The organism is Aeromicrobium sp. Leaf291 (assembly GCF_001423365.1).
GTDB lineage: Bacteria > Actinomycetota > Actinomycetes > Propionibacteriales > Nocardioidaceae > Aeromicrobium.
This window is the reverse complement of the sequence record NZ_LMNM01000001.1, coordinates 1376642-1392159: the sequence shown is the minus strand read 5'-3', so window position 1 is coordinate 1392159 and position 15518 is coordinate 1376642. Positions and strand designations below refer to the sequence as shown.

The 15518-nt window shown below is 72.0% G+C and carries 11 protein-coding genes; 4 read left to right on the top strand and 7 right to left on the bottom strand.

The window, feature by feature from the left end:
- Positions 1–20: 20 nt before the first annotated feature.
- Positions 21–1721: a fumarate hydratase gene (locus ASF35_RS06935; RefSeq protein WP_055964712.1), complete on the top strand. Its 1701-nt coding sequence runs from the start codon at positions 21–23 to the stop codon at positions 1719–1721.
- 31 nt (positions 1722–1752) lie between these two features.
- Positions 1753–3150, top strand: a complete 1398-nt coding sequence (locus ASF35_RS06930; RefSeq protein WP_055964708.1) for an aspartate ammonia-lyase — start codon at positions 1753–1755, stop codon at positions 3148–3150.
- Between the two features lie 60 nt (positions 3151–3210).
- Here ASF35_RS06930 and ASF35_RS06925 read toward each other — a convergent pair whose 3' ends face one another.
- The 7 genes from ASF35_RS06925 to ASF35_RS06895 form a co-directional block, all read right to left on the bottom strand.
- Positions 3211–4638 (bottom strand): DUF2079 domain-containing protein, encoded by a 1428-nt coding sequence (locus tag ASF35_RS06925; protein WP_055964706.1) that lies wholly within the window; start codon positions 4636–4638, stop codon positions 3211–3213.
- A complete protein-coding gene (locus ASF35_RS06920) occupies positions 4635–5852 on the bottom strand; it encodes an ABC transporter ATP-binding protein (RefSeq protein ID WP_082481735.1) in 1218 nt (405 codons plus the stop codon). Before ASF35_RS06920 ends, ASF35_RS06925 begins: the two co-directional genes overlap by 4 nt.
- Complete coding sequence (locus ASF35_RS06915) at positions 5849–6817, bottom strand: hypothetical protein (protein ID WP_055964700.1); 969 nt, start codon at positions 6815–6817, stop codon at positions 5849–5851. Before ASF35_RS06915 ends, ASF35_RS06920 begins: the two co-directional genes overlap by 4 nt.
- Positions 6814–7839: a carbohydrate ABC transporter permease gene (locus ASF35_RS06910; protein ID WP_055964698.1), complete on the bottom strand. Its 1026-nt coding sequence runs from the start codon at positions 7837–7839 to the stop codon at positions 6814–6816. Before ASF35_RS06910 ends, ASF35_RS06915 begins: the two co-directional genes overlap by 4 nt.
- Complete coding sequence (locus ASF35_RS06905; RefSeq protein ID WP_156367978.1) at positions 7836–9065, bottom strand: extracellular solute-binding protein; 1230 nt, start codon at positions 9063–9065, stop codon at positions 7836–7838. Before ASF35_RS06905 ends, ASF35_RS06910 begins: the two co-directional genes overlap by 4 nt.
- A 96-nt stretch (positions 9066–9161) precedes the next feature.
- Positions 9162–10520, bottom strand: coding sequence for a PhoH family protein (locus ASF35_RS06900; protein ID WP_055964691.1), 1359 nt, complete (start codon positions 10518–10520; stop codon positions 9162–9164).
- Positions 10521–11421: 901 nt separating this feature from the next.
- The gene (locus tag ASF35_RS06895) at positions 11422–12186 is read right to left on the bottom strand and encodes an isoprenyl transferase (protein ID WP_055964688.1); all 765 of its coding nucleotides are present in this window, start codon (positions 12184–12186) and stop codon (positions 11422–11424) included.
- Positions 12187–12241: 55 nt separating this feature from the next.
- On the opposite strand from ASF35_RS06895, the gene ASF35_RS06890 reads away from it, so the two are divergent.
- The gene (locus ASF35_RS06890; protein WP_055964684.1) at positions 12242–12943 is read left to right on the top strand and encodes a hemolysin III family protein; all 702 of its coding nucleotides are present in this window, start codon (positions 12242–12244) and stop codon (positions 12941–12943) included.
- A complete protein-coding gene (locus tag ASF35_RS06885) occupies positions 12940–15459 on the top strand; it encodes an RNA helicase (protein ID WP_055964682.1) in 2520 nt (839 codons plus the stop codon). The genes ASF35_RS06890 and ASF35_RS06885 overlap by 4 nt, the downstream gene beginning before the upstream one ends.
- The last annotated feature ends 59 nt before the right edge of the window (positions 15460–15518 follow it).

Genomic DNA, 15518 nt, shown 5'->3' with positions numbered 1-15518 from the left:
CGGAACGCTATGGTCGCCCCGTGGCAGCCGCAGACTTCCTCTACTCCGACCTGCTCCCGACCGGGCCCGACGCGACGCCCTACCGTCTCGTCACCACCGAGGGCGTCTCGACGTCCGAGGTCACCCTGCCGGACGGCAGCACCCGCACCTTCCTGCACGTGGAGCCCGAGGCGATCCGCCGGCTCACCGCGGAGGCGATGCACGACATCAGCCACTACCTGCGGCCCGCGCACCTCGCCCAGCTGCGGCGCATCATCGACGACCCGGAGGCCTCCGGCAACGACCGGTTCGTGGCGCTCGACCTGCTGAAGAACGTCAACATCTCGGCCGGCGGCGTGCTGCCCATGTGCCAGGACACCGGCACCGCGATCGTCATGGGCAAGAAGTCCGAGGGCGTCCTCACCGGTGCCGACGACGCCGAGGCCATCAGCCGGGGCGTGCACGACGCCTACACGACGCTCAACCTGCGGTACAGCCAGCTCGCTCCCCTCACCACGTACGAGGAGAAGAACACCGGCACCAACCTGCCGGCGCAGATCGAGCTGTACTCCACGCCCGGCACCAAGCCCACTCCCGAGTACTCGTTCCTGTTCATGGCCAAGGGCGGCGGGTCGGCCAACAAGTCGTTCCTGTACCAGGAGACGAAGGCGATCCTGAACCCCACGCGGCTGCTGGAGTTCCTCGACGAGAAGATCAAGAGCCTCGGCACCGCCGCCTGTCCGCCGTACCACCTGGCGGTCGTCATCGGCGGCACGTCGGCGGAGTTCGCGCTCAAGACCGCCAAGTACGCCTCGGCGCACTACCTCGACGAGCTGCCCACCGAGGGCTCGATGAGCGCGCACGGCTTCCGCGACGTCGAGCTGGAGCAGCAGGTCTTCGAGCTGACGCAGTCGTTCGGCATCGGCGCCCAGTTCGGCGGCAAGTACTTCTGCCACGACGTCCGCGTCGTGCGCCTGCCCCGCCACGGCGCCTCCTGCCCCGTGGCCATCGCCGTGTCCTGCTCGGCCGACCGCCAGGCCCGCGCCAAGATCACCCCCGAGGGCGTGTTCCTCGAGCAGCTCGAGACCGACCCGGCGCAGTACATGCCCGACGCGGGCGTGGCCGAGGACATCAGCGGCGGCGAGGTCGTGCAGGTCGACCTCACGCGACCGATGGACGAGATCCGCGCACAGCTGTCGCAGTACCCCGTCAAGACGCGGCTGTCCCTCACCGGTCCGCTCGTCGTGGCTCGCGACATCGCGCACGCCAAGATCGCCGAGCTGCTCGACGCCGGGAAGCCGATGCCGCAGTACATGAAGGACCACCCCGTCTACTACGCCGGACCGGCCAAGACGCCCGAAGGCATGGCGTCCGGGTCGTTCGGACCGACGACGGCCGGCCGCATGGACTCCTACGTGCGCCGCTTCCAGGAGGCCGGTGGCTCCCTGGTCATGCTCGCCAAGGGCAACCGCAGCAAGCAGGTCACCGAGGCGTGCGACGCGTTCGGCGGCTTCTACCTGGGCTCCATCGGTGGCCCGGCCGCCCGTCTGGCACAGGACTGCATCCGCAGCCAGGAGGTGCTGGAGTACCCCGAGCTGGGCATGGAGGCGGTCTGGAAGATCGAGGTCGAGGACTTCCCGGCGTTCATCGTGGTCGACGACAAGGGCAACGACTTCTTCACCGACCCGTCCGGTGGCGTCACCGTGCCGGTCACCGGGCTGCGCGTCCGCTCCGCCGAGTAGCCGTCCGACGGGCCCGCGCTAGCGTGGTCGCATGACCGAGACCGACACGACCTGGCGCATCGAGCACGACACCATGGGCGAGGTGAAGGTGCCCGCCGACGCCCTCTGGCGTGCGCAGACCCAGCGCGCCGTCGAGAACTTCCCGATCTCCGGCACCCCGATCGAGCCGGCCCAGATCAAGGCCCTGGCCCAGATCAAGGGTGCCTGCGCGAAGGCCAACGCCGAGCTGGGCATCCTCGACGCCGACGTCGCCGAGGCGATCGTCGCCGCCGCGGCCGAGGTCGCCACCGGCGCCCACGACACCCAGTTCCCGATCGACGTGTTCCAGACCGGGTCGGGCACGTCGAGCAACATGAACACCAACGAGGTCATCGCCACCCTCGCCACGCGCTCGCTCGGCAAGGACGTGCACCCGAACGACCACGTCAACGCGTCGCAGTCGAGCAACGACGTGTTCCCGACGTCGATCCACGTGGCGGCCACGGCCTCCACGGTCAACGAGCTGCTGCCCGACCTCGACCACCTCGCACAGGCCCTGGAGCGCAAGGCCGACGAGTTCGCCGAGGTCGTGAAGTCCGGCCGCACGCACCTGATGGACGCCACCCCCGTGACCCTCGGCCAGGAGTTCGCCGGGTACGCGGCCCAGGTGCGCAAGGGCATCGCCCGCATCGAGCGCGCCCTGCCGTCGGCCGCCGAGGTCCCTCTGGGCGGCACCGCCGTCGGCACGGGCATCAACACCCCGGTCGGGTTCCCGCAGCGGGTCATCGAGCTGCTCGCGGCCGACACGGGCCTGCCGATCACCGAGGCCACCGACCACTTCGAGGCCCAGGGCGCCCGCGACGGGATCGTCGAGCTGTCCGGGGCGCTGCGCACCGTCGCCGTCAGCCTCACCAAGATCTGCAACGACCTGCGCTGGATGGGCTCCGGACCCCGCACGGGTCTCGGCGAGATCAACCTGCCGGACCTGCAGCCCGGGTCGAGCATCATGCCCGGCAAGGTCAACCCGGTGCTGCCCGAGGCCACGCTCATGGTGTGCGCGCAGGTCATCGGCAACGACGCGACGATCACGTACGCGGGCGCGTCGGGGTCGTTCGAGCTGAACGTGCAGCTGCCGGTCATCGGCCGCAACGTCCTGGAGTCGATCCGGCTGCTGGGCAACACCTCGCGCGTCCTTGCCGACCGCTGCGTCGACGGCATCACGGCCAACGTCGAGCGGTGCCTCGAGCTCGCCGAGTCGAGCCCCTCGGTGGTCACGCCCCTCAACCGCCACATCGGCTACGAGAACGCTGCGGCCGTGGCCAAGAAGGCGGTCAAGGAGCGCAAGACGATCCGCGAGGTCGTGCTGGAGGAGGGCTACGTCGAGCGTGGCGACCTCTCCGAGGCCGACCTCGACGCCGCCCTCGACGTCATGAGCATGACCCACCCCTGACGGCGGTCATCTCGGGTCGTCCAGCGAGCCCTCGTCTTCTCGGCGTCGAGCGTCGGCAGGTCAGTCGCGTCGGGCCAGCTGGTAGCCGTCGGCGTCCCAGACGGTGACCCAGGAGCCGCCGAAGGTCTCCTCGGCGTAGGTGCGGGCGTCCGGCGGCGAGCCGACGCCGGCCAGCTGGTCGAGCAGCACGTACTGCGGGTCGCCGGCGGGCATCGGGCCGTTCCCGACCGTTCCCAGCCAGTACACGTCGCGGTCGGTCGCGAGGTGGGTGATGAGACCGATGTCGGTCACCACCGAGGCGCCGTCGGGCACCAGGTCGACGACCTGCTGGGCCACCTCGGCCCGAGGCGGGACCTCGTAGGTCTGCGGCTCGGTGAGCGCCCACAGGGCCGTCGACGGCAGCATCACCGCCGTGAACGCGAGGGCCGGCAGGGCGAGCCACCGAGCGACGGGGAACCGGCGCATGGTGTCGACCGCCGCGACGACGACGATGGTCATGAGCAGCAGCGAGTAGTGCCAGTCGGTGCCCCAGTAGAACGGGTTGTCGCCGACGAAGCGCCACGCGAACGTGGGCAGCACCAGCAGCACCCACGGCGACCCGAGCGCCGCGAAGCCGGTGACCGCGAGCGTGAGCACCACGGTCCAGGCCTTCCTGCCCGGCTCGTCGAGCAGCGTGGCGAGCACGCCACGGTCGCCGCCGACGCTGGACGCGTAGTCGTACACGCCGCCGGGGTTCACCGACGGCAGCACCACGAGCACCACGAGGGCCGCACCCACCACGCCCACGGCCGCGAGGAGCGTGCCTCGGCGGCGCTCCCCCGCCAGCATCAGCACGAGCCCGATCATGAGGACGGTGGCCCCCATGTCCTCCTTGACGAGCAGGAGCGGCAGCGACCACCCGACCACGGCCCGCCACCGACGGTCCACGTAGGCGGCTCCCGCGAGCGCCAGGAGCGGAGCCCCGAACGCGACCTCGTGGAAGTCCGACCTGACCGCCGCGGACACGCCGAAGGACAGCCCGTAGGCCACGGCGAGGGCCCCTGCCGCCCACGGCCCGACGTGGCGCGACGCCAGCCTGCCGACCACCAGCACCGAGACGCCGAGCAGCAGCGCCTGCCCCACGAGCAGCGTCTGCGCCGACGGGAACACGGCGTAGAAGGGCGCCAGCAGCGCGGTGATCGGCGAGAAGTGGTCGCCCAGGACGTTGAAGCCCGGCCCCTTGATGTCGACGATCGGCCAGCCCAGGCCGGCGTAGCCCCGCACCGCCTGCTCGAAGATCGCGTTGTCCCACGACGTCGGCTCGAACCGGCGGAACCGCAGCAGGGAGAGGGCAGCGTAGGCCGCGGTGCATCCGAGGGCCCACAGGACGGGCAGCACCCAGCCGCCCGGCGACAGGCCACGCACCGAGGCACCCCCACCCCCGGGCGCCGCCGAGGCCTCCGGTCCGTCGAGCGCCGGCTCCCGACGGTTGACGTCGTGGTCGGTCACGACGTACGGAGCCGGGCGCCGGTCTCGACGTCGAACAGCAGCACGCGCTCGCGCGGCACCACGAACCGCACGTCCTGGCCGGCGGAACGGCGGTCGGTCGAGGGCAGCTCGGCCACGAAGAAGTTCTGGAACAGGTCGAAGTCGAGCCGGTCCTCGATCTCCTCGAGCATCACCTCGACCTCCTCGTCGAGGTCGTAGCCCACGTACACGAGCTGGGTGCCGCCGCGCCACTCCGCGTCGTCGACGCGACCGGCCACCGTCACCTGTCGACCCGCCTCGGCCTGCGCGGCGATGGCGCCGGCCGTGAGGGGCTCGCCCGCCGACGCCGCAGCGGGGGCAGGATCGGTCGAGGGCTCCTGGCAGTGCTCGGGTCGGATGCCGACGATGACGGTGGCGCGCTCGCCGATCGCGGCCCGCAGGGCGTCGTCGAGCGGCACGGAGGCCACGGGCGTCTCCACGTGCGTGTCGCCGACCGTGGCCGGCAGCAGGTTCATGGGCGGCTGCCCGAGGAACGCGGCCACGAAGAGGTCGTCGGGATCGGCGTAGACCTCGTCGGGCGTGCCGGTCTGGTGGACGGTGCCGCGGTGCATGACGGCCACGCGGTCGGCCATGGTGAGGGCCTCGTCGGCGCGCGAGGTGGTGAACAGCGACGTGCGCTGCTCGTCGCGCTGCCACTGGGTGGTCACCGACCGCACGTGCGTGCGCACGCGGTCGGCCTGGGCGCTGAACGGGTCGTCGAACAGGTAGCCGAGGGCGTCGCGCACGAGCGCCCGGCCGATCGCCACCCGCTGGCGCTGGGCCGGCTCCAGGTCGGCCGGCTTCGCGTCGAGCATGGAGTCCAGCGCCAGGAAGGCCGCCACCTCGTCGATCCGCTCGGCCAGCTCGACCTTGTCGTGACCGCGGCGCAGACGGGTTGCGAAGGCCAGGTTGTCGTGCACGTCGAGGTGGGGGTGCAGCACGTAGTCCTGCAGCACCAGTGCGAGGTCGCGGGCCCGGGGGCCGACCGCGTTGACGACGATGTCGTCGAGGAGCACGTCGCCCTCCGTGTGCTCCTCCAGGCCCACCAGGACCCGCAGGACGGCCGACTTGCCGGCACCGGCCGGTCCGCACAGCACCGTCGTGCTGCCCTCGGGGACGACGAGGTCGAGCCCGTCGAGCACGGTCGTCCCGTCGGGGGCGTCCAGGTGGACGCCTCGCAGCTCCATGGAGGTCATCGGTGGTCCCTTCCGATCAGGCGACGGACGCGACGGGGTGCGATCGCGACGAGGGCGAGCACGGGCAGCAGCCACAGCAGCCCGATGGCGGCAGCCTGGGACGGCTCGACCGAGCCGAGCAGCAGTGTCGCCGGCAACGTGCGGGAGTCGTCGGTGGGCCCGAGCGCCGCGCCCAGGACGGCGTCCTGCGCAGCGACCACCCACACGAGGGCCGCGACGACGAGCAGGTCGGGCGCCAGCACGGGCACCACGAAGGCACGCAGCTCCTGGCGCCGGGTGGCGCCGTCGCTGCGGATCGAGTCGCGCAGCGACCACGGCGCGTCGCGCAGCACGGGGATGCTCAGCCAGACCGCCAGCGGCAGCGCCACGAGCAGCAGGACGGGCGCCACGCTCCAGCGCGAGCCGAGCACACCCAGGTCGGCCGCCGTCACGGACCACGGTCCGGCGAGGGCGACCAGCGGCGCAAGCAGCACGGCCACGAAGGAGACCACCACGACCCGACCTCCCCGCACCCGACGTCGGGTGAGGGCGTAGGCGGCCGGGACGGCGAGCAGCATGGCCACCGCGGTGGCGACGGTGGCGGCGACGACGCTGGTGAGCGCGGCGTCACGCAGGACCCCGGCCCCCAGCACGTCGCCGAACACCGACCACCGGGGGTCGGCCGGCAGGAGCGAGTCGGCCGTCGTGTCGGCGGGGGTGAGCGCGACGGCGAACGTCCACCACAGCGGCGCAAGGGTGGCCACGACGAACAGCTCGAAGCCGAGGACCGCCCAGAGCGAGAGTCGCCGTCCGGTGTCGGCCACGAGCACGCCGACGGCGCCGGTGATCATCAGCACCACGGCGGTGGCGAGCCACAGCCAGCGGTCCGCCCCGGTGATCAGCAGGATCCCGACGTTGGCGATGACGAAGCCGGCCACGAAGGCGGTGCCGGCGGCCCAGAGGCGTGAGCGGACGGTGGGTCTCATGCGTTCCTCCCGGGCCGGAGGACGGCGACGAGGGCGCCGGCCACGAGAGCGGCGAGCAGCAGGAGCAGGACGGCGACGGCCGACGCGAGCCCGACCTCGAACGCCCCGAACGTGGTGTCCCACAGCAGCACGGGCACGGTACGCAGCCCGTCCCTCGGGTCGGACAGCAGCGGGCCCTCGAGGGCGCGCAGGGCGTCGAGCGAGCGGTAGAGCACGGCGACGGCCACGGCAGGACCGGCCGCGGGCCAGGTGACCCGACGCAGCCGCTGCCACCACGTCGCTCCGTCGGCGATCGCGGAGTCGAGCAGCACGCGGTCGACGCGCGAGAGGCCGACCAGCAGGATGAGCGCCGTGATGCCGGTCCCCCGCCACACCTCCGAGCCCACGACGGCCAGCGCCGACGCCGCGGTGGCGCCGCCGTCGTAGCCGAACCAGGCCGGTGCGACGCCGGTGGTCAGCGCGTCGCGCCAGATCGTCGCCGAGAGCACCGGCAGGATCGCGAACGGGGCGAGCAGGAGGACGGCCACGACCGCAGCCGGGACGGCGAGCCGTCGGACGGCGGCGGCGACGATCGAGCCGAGCAGCAGCTGCAGCAGGACGGCGGACGCCACGAGCAGCAGGGTGACCGAGACGGCGACCCACCACTGGCGATCGCCGAGGAGTCCGGTCAGGTTGTCGAGCCCCACGAACGTGTCGTCCTGGACCGTCAGGGAGGAGCGCCGCAACGACGACCAGACCGCGAGTCCCAGCGGCCACAGCGTCAGGCCCAGCAGCACCACGAGCGACGGCGCGAGCATCGGCCAGCCCGAGCGTCGACGGCCGGGCGGCACGGCGCCCTGACGTCGACGACGGCGACGGCGACTGGGCGGCGCTCCGATCGGCTCGAGGTCGTGGCCCTCGGGCTCCTCCGCGTCGTCCTGCACCACGTCACCGACCGCATCGTCGGCGGCGGTGTCGACGGGGTCGGTGTCGACGGGCTGCTCGGTGTCGGGCACGTCGGGGCCGGGACGGTCGGTGCTCACGGCAGACCTCCCGCGACGGCGGACCGCACGGCCTTCTGCGAGAGGTCCGGGGTGGAGGACCCCACCGCCGACAACGGGGTCCAGGTCTTCTCGAGCGCCGCCCTTACCCGCATCCAGTACGGCGTCCGGGGCAGCGCCAGGGCGGTCTCGAGGGCGGGTCGGGTGACGTCGGCCAGCGGGTAGCCGGCCACCACGTCCTGCGCGTCGTAGGTCGTGGCGCGCGCCGCGCTGTGCCCGGAGCCGGTCATGAGGGCCGCGAGCGAGTCGGCCGACGTCAGGCAGGAGACCGCCTCGTACGAGAGCGACGTGCTCGGCGCGTAGAGCGGCACGGCGAGCGCCGCCCCCGTGGCGGGGGCCGCGGGGGTGTCGGCCACCTGCGGGTACGGCGCCCACTGCAGGTCGCCCGCCACGGTGGCGACGTCGGGGTCGGAGACGAACGAGCTGGGCGCCACGACGAACCCGCCGCGTCGGGCCAGGCCCGCACCGGCCTCGGCGGTCGGGTCTCCGCCGAGGCGGGCCTCCGCGAGGTACTCGACGATGCCGGCGGCCTCCTCGCCCGCGGCGGAGTCGAGTCCGACGTCGGGCGAGCGGCCCTCACCCTCCAGCAGCGTGCCGCCGGCGCCGACGACGAGGGCGTTGACCCACGCGGCGAGACCTTCGCCGTCGGGGTCGTCCACGAGCACCTGACGGCCGCTCAGCTCCGCGCCCGACAGCAGGTCGTCCCACGTGATCGGCTTGGTGGTGTCGAGCCCGGCCCGCTCGGCGGCGTTGCCCCGCCACCACAGCAGCCACGGGTCGAACGTCCACGGTGCGGCCACCAGCAGGCCGTCGACCGTGGTGGCCTCGAGCGCGGCGGGCACCACGTCCTGGGCGAAGGGCTGCTTGAGGTCCTCGGGCACCGGGGCGAGCACCTGCGCGGCGGCCAGCTCGGCACTCCAGGCCATGTCCATGCTGAACAGGTCGATCGAGTCGTCACGGGCCAGCAGCCGCCGCACCAGCTCGGCGTGCCGGTCCTCGACGTCGTCGGGAAGTCGCTCGACCTCGATGCGGTACCGCCCGCCCGAGGCGTCGGAGCACGACTCCGCGAGGGACTCGACGTCGGCGCGCTCGGGCCCGACGTACCAGCTCAGCGTCGTCGGCCCGGGCTCCTCCGCGGGACCGGCGCAGGCGGCGACGAGCAGCATCACGGCAGCGACGAACGCCGCGGACACTCCCCTCCTCGTCACGGGGTCACTCTGCCACAGCAGGGGGCGTGCCGGACGGTGTTCGCCGCGCGGCACGCCCCTCGCGACCGGGCCGTCGGACGACCCGGTCGGCGTCGCTCAGACGCCCACGTCCTCCAGCATCTCGGTGACGAGCGCCGCGACCGGCGACCGCTCCGAACGAGTGAGCGTGATGTGCGCGAACAGGGGGTGCCCCTTGAGCTTCTCGACGACGGCCACCACGCCGTCGTGCCGGCCGACCCGCAGGTTGTCGCGCTGGGCGACGTCGTGGGTGAGCACCACCTTGGAGTTGGCGCCGATGCGCGAGAGCACCGTGAGCAGCACGTTGCGCTCGAGCGACTGCGCCTCGTCGACGATCACGAACGCGTCGTGCAGCGAGCGTCCGCGGATGTGGGTCAGGGGCAGCACCTCGAGCATGCCGCGATCGACGATCTCGTCGACGACGTGCGGCGACGCCACCGCGCCGAGGGTGTCGAAGACCGCCTGCGCCCAGGGGCCCATCTTCTCGTCGGAGCTGCCGGGCAGGTAGCCGAGCTCCTGGCCGCCGACGGCGTAGAGCGGACGGAAGACGACGACCTTCTTGTGCTGGCGACGCTCCATCGTGGCTTCGAGGCCGGCGCAGATCGCGAGGGCGGACTTGCCGGTGCCGGCGCGGCCACCGAGCGAGACGATGCCGATGTCGGGGTCGAGGAGCAGGTCGAGCGCGATCCGCTGCTCGGCCGAGCGGCCGTGCAGGCCGAAGGCGTCGCGGTCGCCCCGGACCAGCTGCACGCGCTTGTCCGCCGTCACCCGGCCGAGTCCGCTGCCCTTGTCCGAGAGCAGGACCAGGCCGGTGTGGCAGGGCAGGTCGCGGACGGTCTCGTCGTCGAGGAGCGCCACGTCGAGGCTGCCGTCCTCGTAGAGCGTGTCGAGGTCGACGGCGTCGACCTCGACCTCGCGCATGCCGGTCCACCCGGACTCCAGCGCCAGCTCGGCGCGGTACTCCTCGGCCGCCAGCCCGACGGCCGACGCCTTGACGCGCATCGGCAGGTCCTTGGACACGAGGGTGACGTCACGCCCCTCGTCGGCCAGGTTCTTCGCCACGGCGAGGATGCGGGTGTCGTTGTCGCCGAGCCGGAACCCGGCGGGCAGCGCCTCGGGGTTGGTGTGGTTGAGCTCCACCCGGATGCTGCCGCCCTCGTCGCCGATGGGCAGGGGGACGTCGAGCATGCCGTGCTTGACGCGCAGGTCGTCGAGGAAGCGCAGGGCCGTCCGGGCGAAGTAGCCGAGCTCGGGGTGGTGCCGCTTGCCCTCGAGCTCGGTGATCACCACGACGGGGATGACGACCTCGTGCTCGTGGAAGCGGGTGACCGCACCGGGGTCGGCCAGCAGGACGCTGGTGTCGAGGACGTAGGTGCGGACGTCGGCGTCGACCTCGGCCGACTCGTTCGCGGCGGACACGCTCTTCTTGACAGTCATGTCTGACTCCCTGCGAAGAACCCGCGCGCCCCTGCGCCGGCCCTTCCCTACTCGGTGGGGGTGGGGCGGCTGGGCTCCGGGGCGAGCATCAACACCCTCGCAACGTACGTCCGCCCCCGCCCCCGGGCGTGGCGACACGCGGGTGTGCGTGTAACGCCCAGATGAACTCTGCGAGGCCCTCGCGCTGCAGCGCTGCGCTGCGTCGGCCGGGGGCTCGTGTGGTGCTGTGCTGGTCCGGGTGGGTCGTGACTGCTGCTGCGTCGCTGTGGCTGCGAGGCGACCTGCGCTCCGAAAGGGCCTCGGCCGGCGGCGGGGTCCGGGCTCGGGTCGGGCTCTCGGAGCGCGGGTCGGGGGACGCAAGGTTCTGCGTTCGTGCGTGAAGGGTCGAAGGATGCTGCGTTCGTGTCCGGATCCCGTCGTGAACGCAGCATCGTTCGAGTTTCTGGACGCGAAGGCAGAATCCTGCGTCCGCCGGGGGCCGCTTGTGCGGCGGGTGGGCAGGGATTCTTCCTTTGCGTGTGACGGTCCACGAGAAGGGAGAATCCCTGCCCGTCTGAGGCCCTTTTCGTCGCCACGATGCTTCCTTCGCGTGGCACGGTCCACGCGAAGGAAGCATCGTGCGTGGATCACGCGCAGATGGAGAATCGTGGCCGCGCCCCGCAGACCCAACCGAGCCGAGACCCACCGCTCCGGTCGAGGCCCTCTCGGAGACCACCCCGACGCGCAGCCACAGCGACGCAGCCGCAGGCGAGATCCCAGCCGCACCCCGCAGACCCAACCGGGCCGAGACCCACCGTCCGGTCGAGGCCCCTTCGAAGGCCACCCCGCTCGGGAACCGCAGCGACGCAGCAGCGAGCGAACGCCCGTCCGGGACGGAGCAGTCGTAGCGGAAGGCGACGCCTCAGGCGCCGAAGCGACGCTCACGCGCGGCGTAGGAGCGCATGGCACGCAGCAGGTCGACGCGGCGGAACGCGGGCCACAGCACGTCGGAGAAGTAGAACTCGCTGTGCACGCTCTGCCACAGCAGGAAGCCCGAGAGGCGCTGCTCCCCCGAGGTGCGGATGACGAGATCGGGGTCGGGCTGGCCCTTCGTGTACAGGTGGTCGGCGATGTGGTCGACCTCGAGCGTCGAGGCGACCTCCTCGAGGGAGCGACCCTTGGCGGCCTCGGCCAGCAGCAGGGCGCGCATCGCGTCGGTCAGCTCCTGGCGTCCGCCGTACCCCACGCACACGTTGACCTGCATGATCCCGTCCGTGTCGGGCGATGCGGCGGCCGCGCGCTGCAGGCGCGCCGACGAGTCGTCCGGCAGCAGCTGCAGGTTGCCGATGAGCCGCACGTGCCAGCGGCCGTCGTCGGCCAGACGCCCCACGAGCGCCTCGACGGCGTCGAGGATGCTGGTCAGCTCGGCCTCGGGTCGCTGCAGGTTGTCGGTGGAGAGCACCCAGAAGGTGACGGTCCCGACGCCGAGCTCGTGGCACCAGTCGAGGAACTCGTCGACCTTCGCCGCACCCGCGCGGTATCCCTGCTCGAGGTCCATCCGGGCGTCCTTGGCCCAGCGCCGGTTCCCGTCGACGATGGCGCCGACGTGCCGCGGCATCCGGGACGGATCCAGGTGCTTGAGCAGTCGGCGCTCGTAGACGCCGTAGGCGACGTGGCTGAGCCCCATGATCCTCATCCCACCACACCCGGCCGGTCAGGTCGGGAGGGCTACTCTGTCCCCCATGTCCCGGACCGATCACGACTCGTCGACCGACGAGGTCACCGACCGCATCCGCGACAACCTCGTCGAGCTCAAGCCGAAGCTGCGCGGGTGGCTGCACGCTGCCACGGCGCCCCTGAGCTTCTTCTCGTTCCTCGTCATGCTGGTCATCGCCGACGACGTCGTCGTGCGCGCCGGCGTGGCCGTCTTCATGGTCTCGGCGCTGCTCCTGTTCGGCACGAGCGCGCTGTACCACACCCGCACGTGGTCCGACGAGGCTCGCGTGGTCTGGAAGCGGCTCGACCACGCCAACATCTTCCTGCTGATCGCCGGGTCCTACACGCCCTTCAGCCTGCTGCTGCTCGACACGAAGGAAGCGACGATCATGCTGTCGCTCGTGTGGGGTGGCGCCTTGGCCGGCGTGGCGTTCCGCGTCTTCTGGGTCGGCGCCCCGCGGTGGATCTACGTGCCGCTGTACATCCTGCTCGGCTGGGCGGCGGTCCTGTACTGGAGCGAGTTCGAGGAGAACGCCTCCACCGCGGTGCTCGCGCTCATGGTCATCGGTGGCGGGCTCTACACGATCGGCGCGCTCGTCTACGGCTTCAAGTGGCCCGACCCGTTCCCGCGCTGGTACGGCTTCCACGAGGTGTTCCACACGCTGACGATCGCGGCGTTCATCGTCCACTACATCGGCGTCAGCCTGCTCGCCTACCAGCAGCGGTGAGCCCGGGGCTGTCGGTTCCCGACGGGGCCTCGCCGGACGACGTCTTCGACGCGTTCGGCGCTTGGGTCGAGGGACGCGGCATCACGCTGTACCCAGCGCAGGTGGAGGCGGTGCTCGAGCTGCTCTCGGGCTCGAACGTGGTGCTCGCGACGCCCACCGGCTCGGGCAAGAGCCTGGTGGCCACCGCCGCCATCGCCGGCGCCCTGGCCCGCGACGAGTGCGCCGTGTACACCGCACCCATCAAGGCGCTGGTGAGCGAGAAGTTCTTCGACCTGTGCGACGTCTTCGGCGCCGAGAACGTGGGCATGCTCACCGGCGACGCGTCGGTGAACCCCGACGCGCCGGTGGTCGTGGCCACGGCCGAGGTGCTGGCCAACCTCGCCCTGCGCGAGGGCAGCGCCGCCGACGTCGGCCTGGTGGTGATGGACGAGTTCCACTTCTACGCCGACCCCGACCGCGGCTGGGCGTGGCAGGTGCCGCTCGTGGAGCTGCCACGGGCGCAGGTGCTGCTCATGTCGGCCACGCTGGGCGACACCACGACGCTGCGCGAGGACCTGGTCCGGCGCACGGGTCGCGAGACCGCGCTCGTGGCGTCGACCGAACGGCCGGTGCCGCTGGTCACGGAGTACGTCACGTCGCCGGTGCAGGAGGTCGTGACCGAGCTGGTGGAGACCGGCCAGTCCCCCGTCTACATCGTGCACTTCACGCAGGCGTCGGCGCTGGAACGGGCGCAGGCGCTCAGCAGCGTCGCGCTGGCGTCGCGGGCCGAGCGCGACCAGATCGCGGAGGCCATCGGTGGCTTCCGGTTCACGTCGGCGTTCGGCAAGACGCTGTCGCGGCTGGTCCGCATGGGCATCGGCGTGCACCACGCGGGCATGCTTCCGCGCTACCGCCGTCTGGTGGAACGGCTGGCGCAGCAGGGTCTGCTCAAGGTCGTGTGCGGCACCGACACGCTGGGCGTCGGCATCAACGTGCCCATCCGGACCGTGCTGTTCAGCGGGCTCACCAAGTACGACGGGCGTCGCCAGCGCCAGCTGCAGGTGCGCGAGTTCGCGCAGATCGCCGGGCGGGCGGGTCGGGCCGGCTACGACACCGTCGGGCACGTGGTGGTCCTGGCGCCGGAGCACGACATCGAGAACGCGAAGGCGATCGCCAAGGCAGGCGACGACCCGAAGAAGCTCCGCAAGGTGCAGCGCAAGAAGGCGCCCGAGGGCCACGTCTCGTGGAACGAGGCCGTGTTCGACAAGCTCGTGAACGGCACGCCGGAGCCGCTCGTGCCGCGCATGCAGGTCACCCACGCGATGGTCCTCGACGTCGCGCAGCGTCCCGGCGACGCGATCGCCGCGCTCGACCGGCTGATCGAGGAGAGCGTGGTCCGTCCCGAGGACGTCGAGCGGCTGCAGACCCGGGTGCGCGACATCGTCGAGGCCCTCGTGGCAGGCGGGGTGGTCGAGAGGCTCGACCCACCCGACGCGGAGGGTCGCACCCTGGTCCTGACCATCGACCTGCAGCGCGACTTCGCCCTCAACCAGCCGCTGTCGCCGTTCGCGATCGCCACGCTCGAGCTGCTCGACGTGGAGTCCCCGGAGTACCACCTCGACGTCGTGTCGGTCGTCGAGGCGACGTTGGAGGACCCGCGGCCGATCATCTCCGCCCAGGTGTTCCGCGCGCGGGGCGAGGCGGTGGCGCAGATGAAGGCCGACGGCATCGAGTACGACGAGCGGATGGAGCTGCTCGACGAGGTAGAGCACCCGAAGCCGCTGCGCGACCTGCTGGAGGCGGCCTACGAGACGTACACCCAGGGACACCCGTGGGTGCGCGACCACGAGCTCCGCCCGAAGTCGGTGGTGCGCGAGATGGTCGAGCGGGCCATGACGTTCTCCGAGCTGGTCTCGGACTACGGGCTCGCGCGCTCGGAGGGCATGGTGCTGCGGTACCTGTCCGACGCGTACAAGGCGCTGGAGCGGACGGTGCCGGCGTCGGCGCGCACGGAGGAGCTGACCGACCTGACGGCCTGGCTGGGCGAGCTGGTGCGCCAGACCGACTCGAGCCTGCTCGACGAGTGGGAGAAGCTGGTGAACCCGGCCGACCCGGCGAGCCTGGACCGGGCGCAGGCCGTGGCCGACGGCGAGGAGACCATCCGCCCGGTCACCACCAACGAGCGCGCGTTCAGGGTGCTGGTGCGCAACGCGATGTTCCGTCGAGTGGAGCTGGCTGCGCTGGGCCGGTGGGACGCGCTGGGCGAGATGGACGGCGAGGACGGCTGGGACGCCGAGGCGTGGCGCGAGGCCATGGCGGCCTACCGCGAGGAGTACGACCACCTCGGCACCGGCCCGTCGGCCCGTGGCCCGGCCTTCATCGACCTGCAGGTCCAGGGGAGGACGTGGCACGTGCGCCAGACCTTCGAGGACCCGGAGGGCCACCGCGACTGGGGCATCTCCGCCACCGTCGACCTCGACGCCAGCGACGCCGCTGGCGAGGCCGTCCTCACCGTCACCTCCGTCGGCCCCGCCTGACCCCACCCTCCCCCCGTCGGTGGATCCTCAACATCTGACCCACCATCGGTGGATCGTCA

Bases quoted from the DNA above. Each gene is read 5' to 3' on its own strand.
- ASF35_RS06930 (WP_055964708.1), top strand. From the start codon at position 1,753: ATGACCGAGACCGACACGACCTGGCGCATCGAGCACGACACCATGGGC.
- ASF35_RS06920 (WP_082481735.1), bottom strand. From the start codon at position 5,852: ATGACCTCCATGGAGCTGCGAGGCGTCCACCTGGACGCCCCCGACGGG.
- ASF35_RS06915 (WP_055964700.1), bottom strand. From the start codon at position 6,817: ATGAGACCCACCGTCCGCTCACGCCTCTGGGCCGCCGGCACCGCCTTC.
- ASF35_RS06900 (WP_055964691.1), bottom strand. From the start codon at position 10,520: ATGACTGTCAAGAAGAGCGTGTCCGCCGCGAACGAGTCGGCCGAGGTC.
- ASF35_RS06895 (WP_055964688.1), bottom strand. From the start codon at position 12,186: ATGGGGCTCAGCCACGTCGCCTACGGCGTCTACGAGCGCCGACTGCTC.
- ASF35_RS06890 (WP_055964684.1), top strand. From the start codon at position 12,242: ATGTCCCGGACCGATCACGACTCGTCGACCGACGAGGTCACCGACCGC.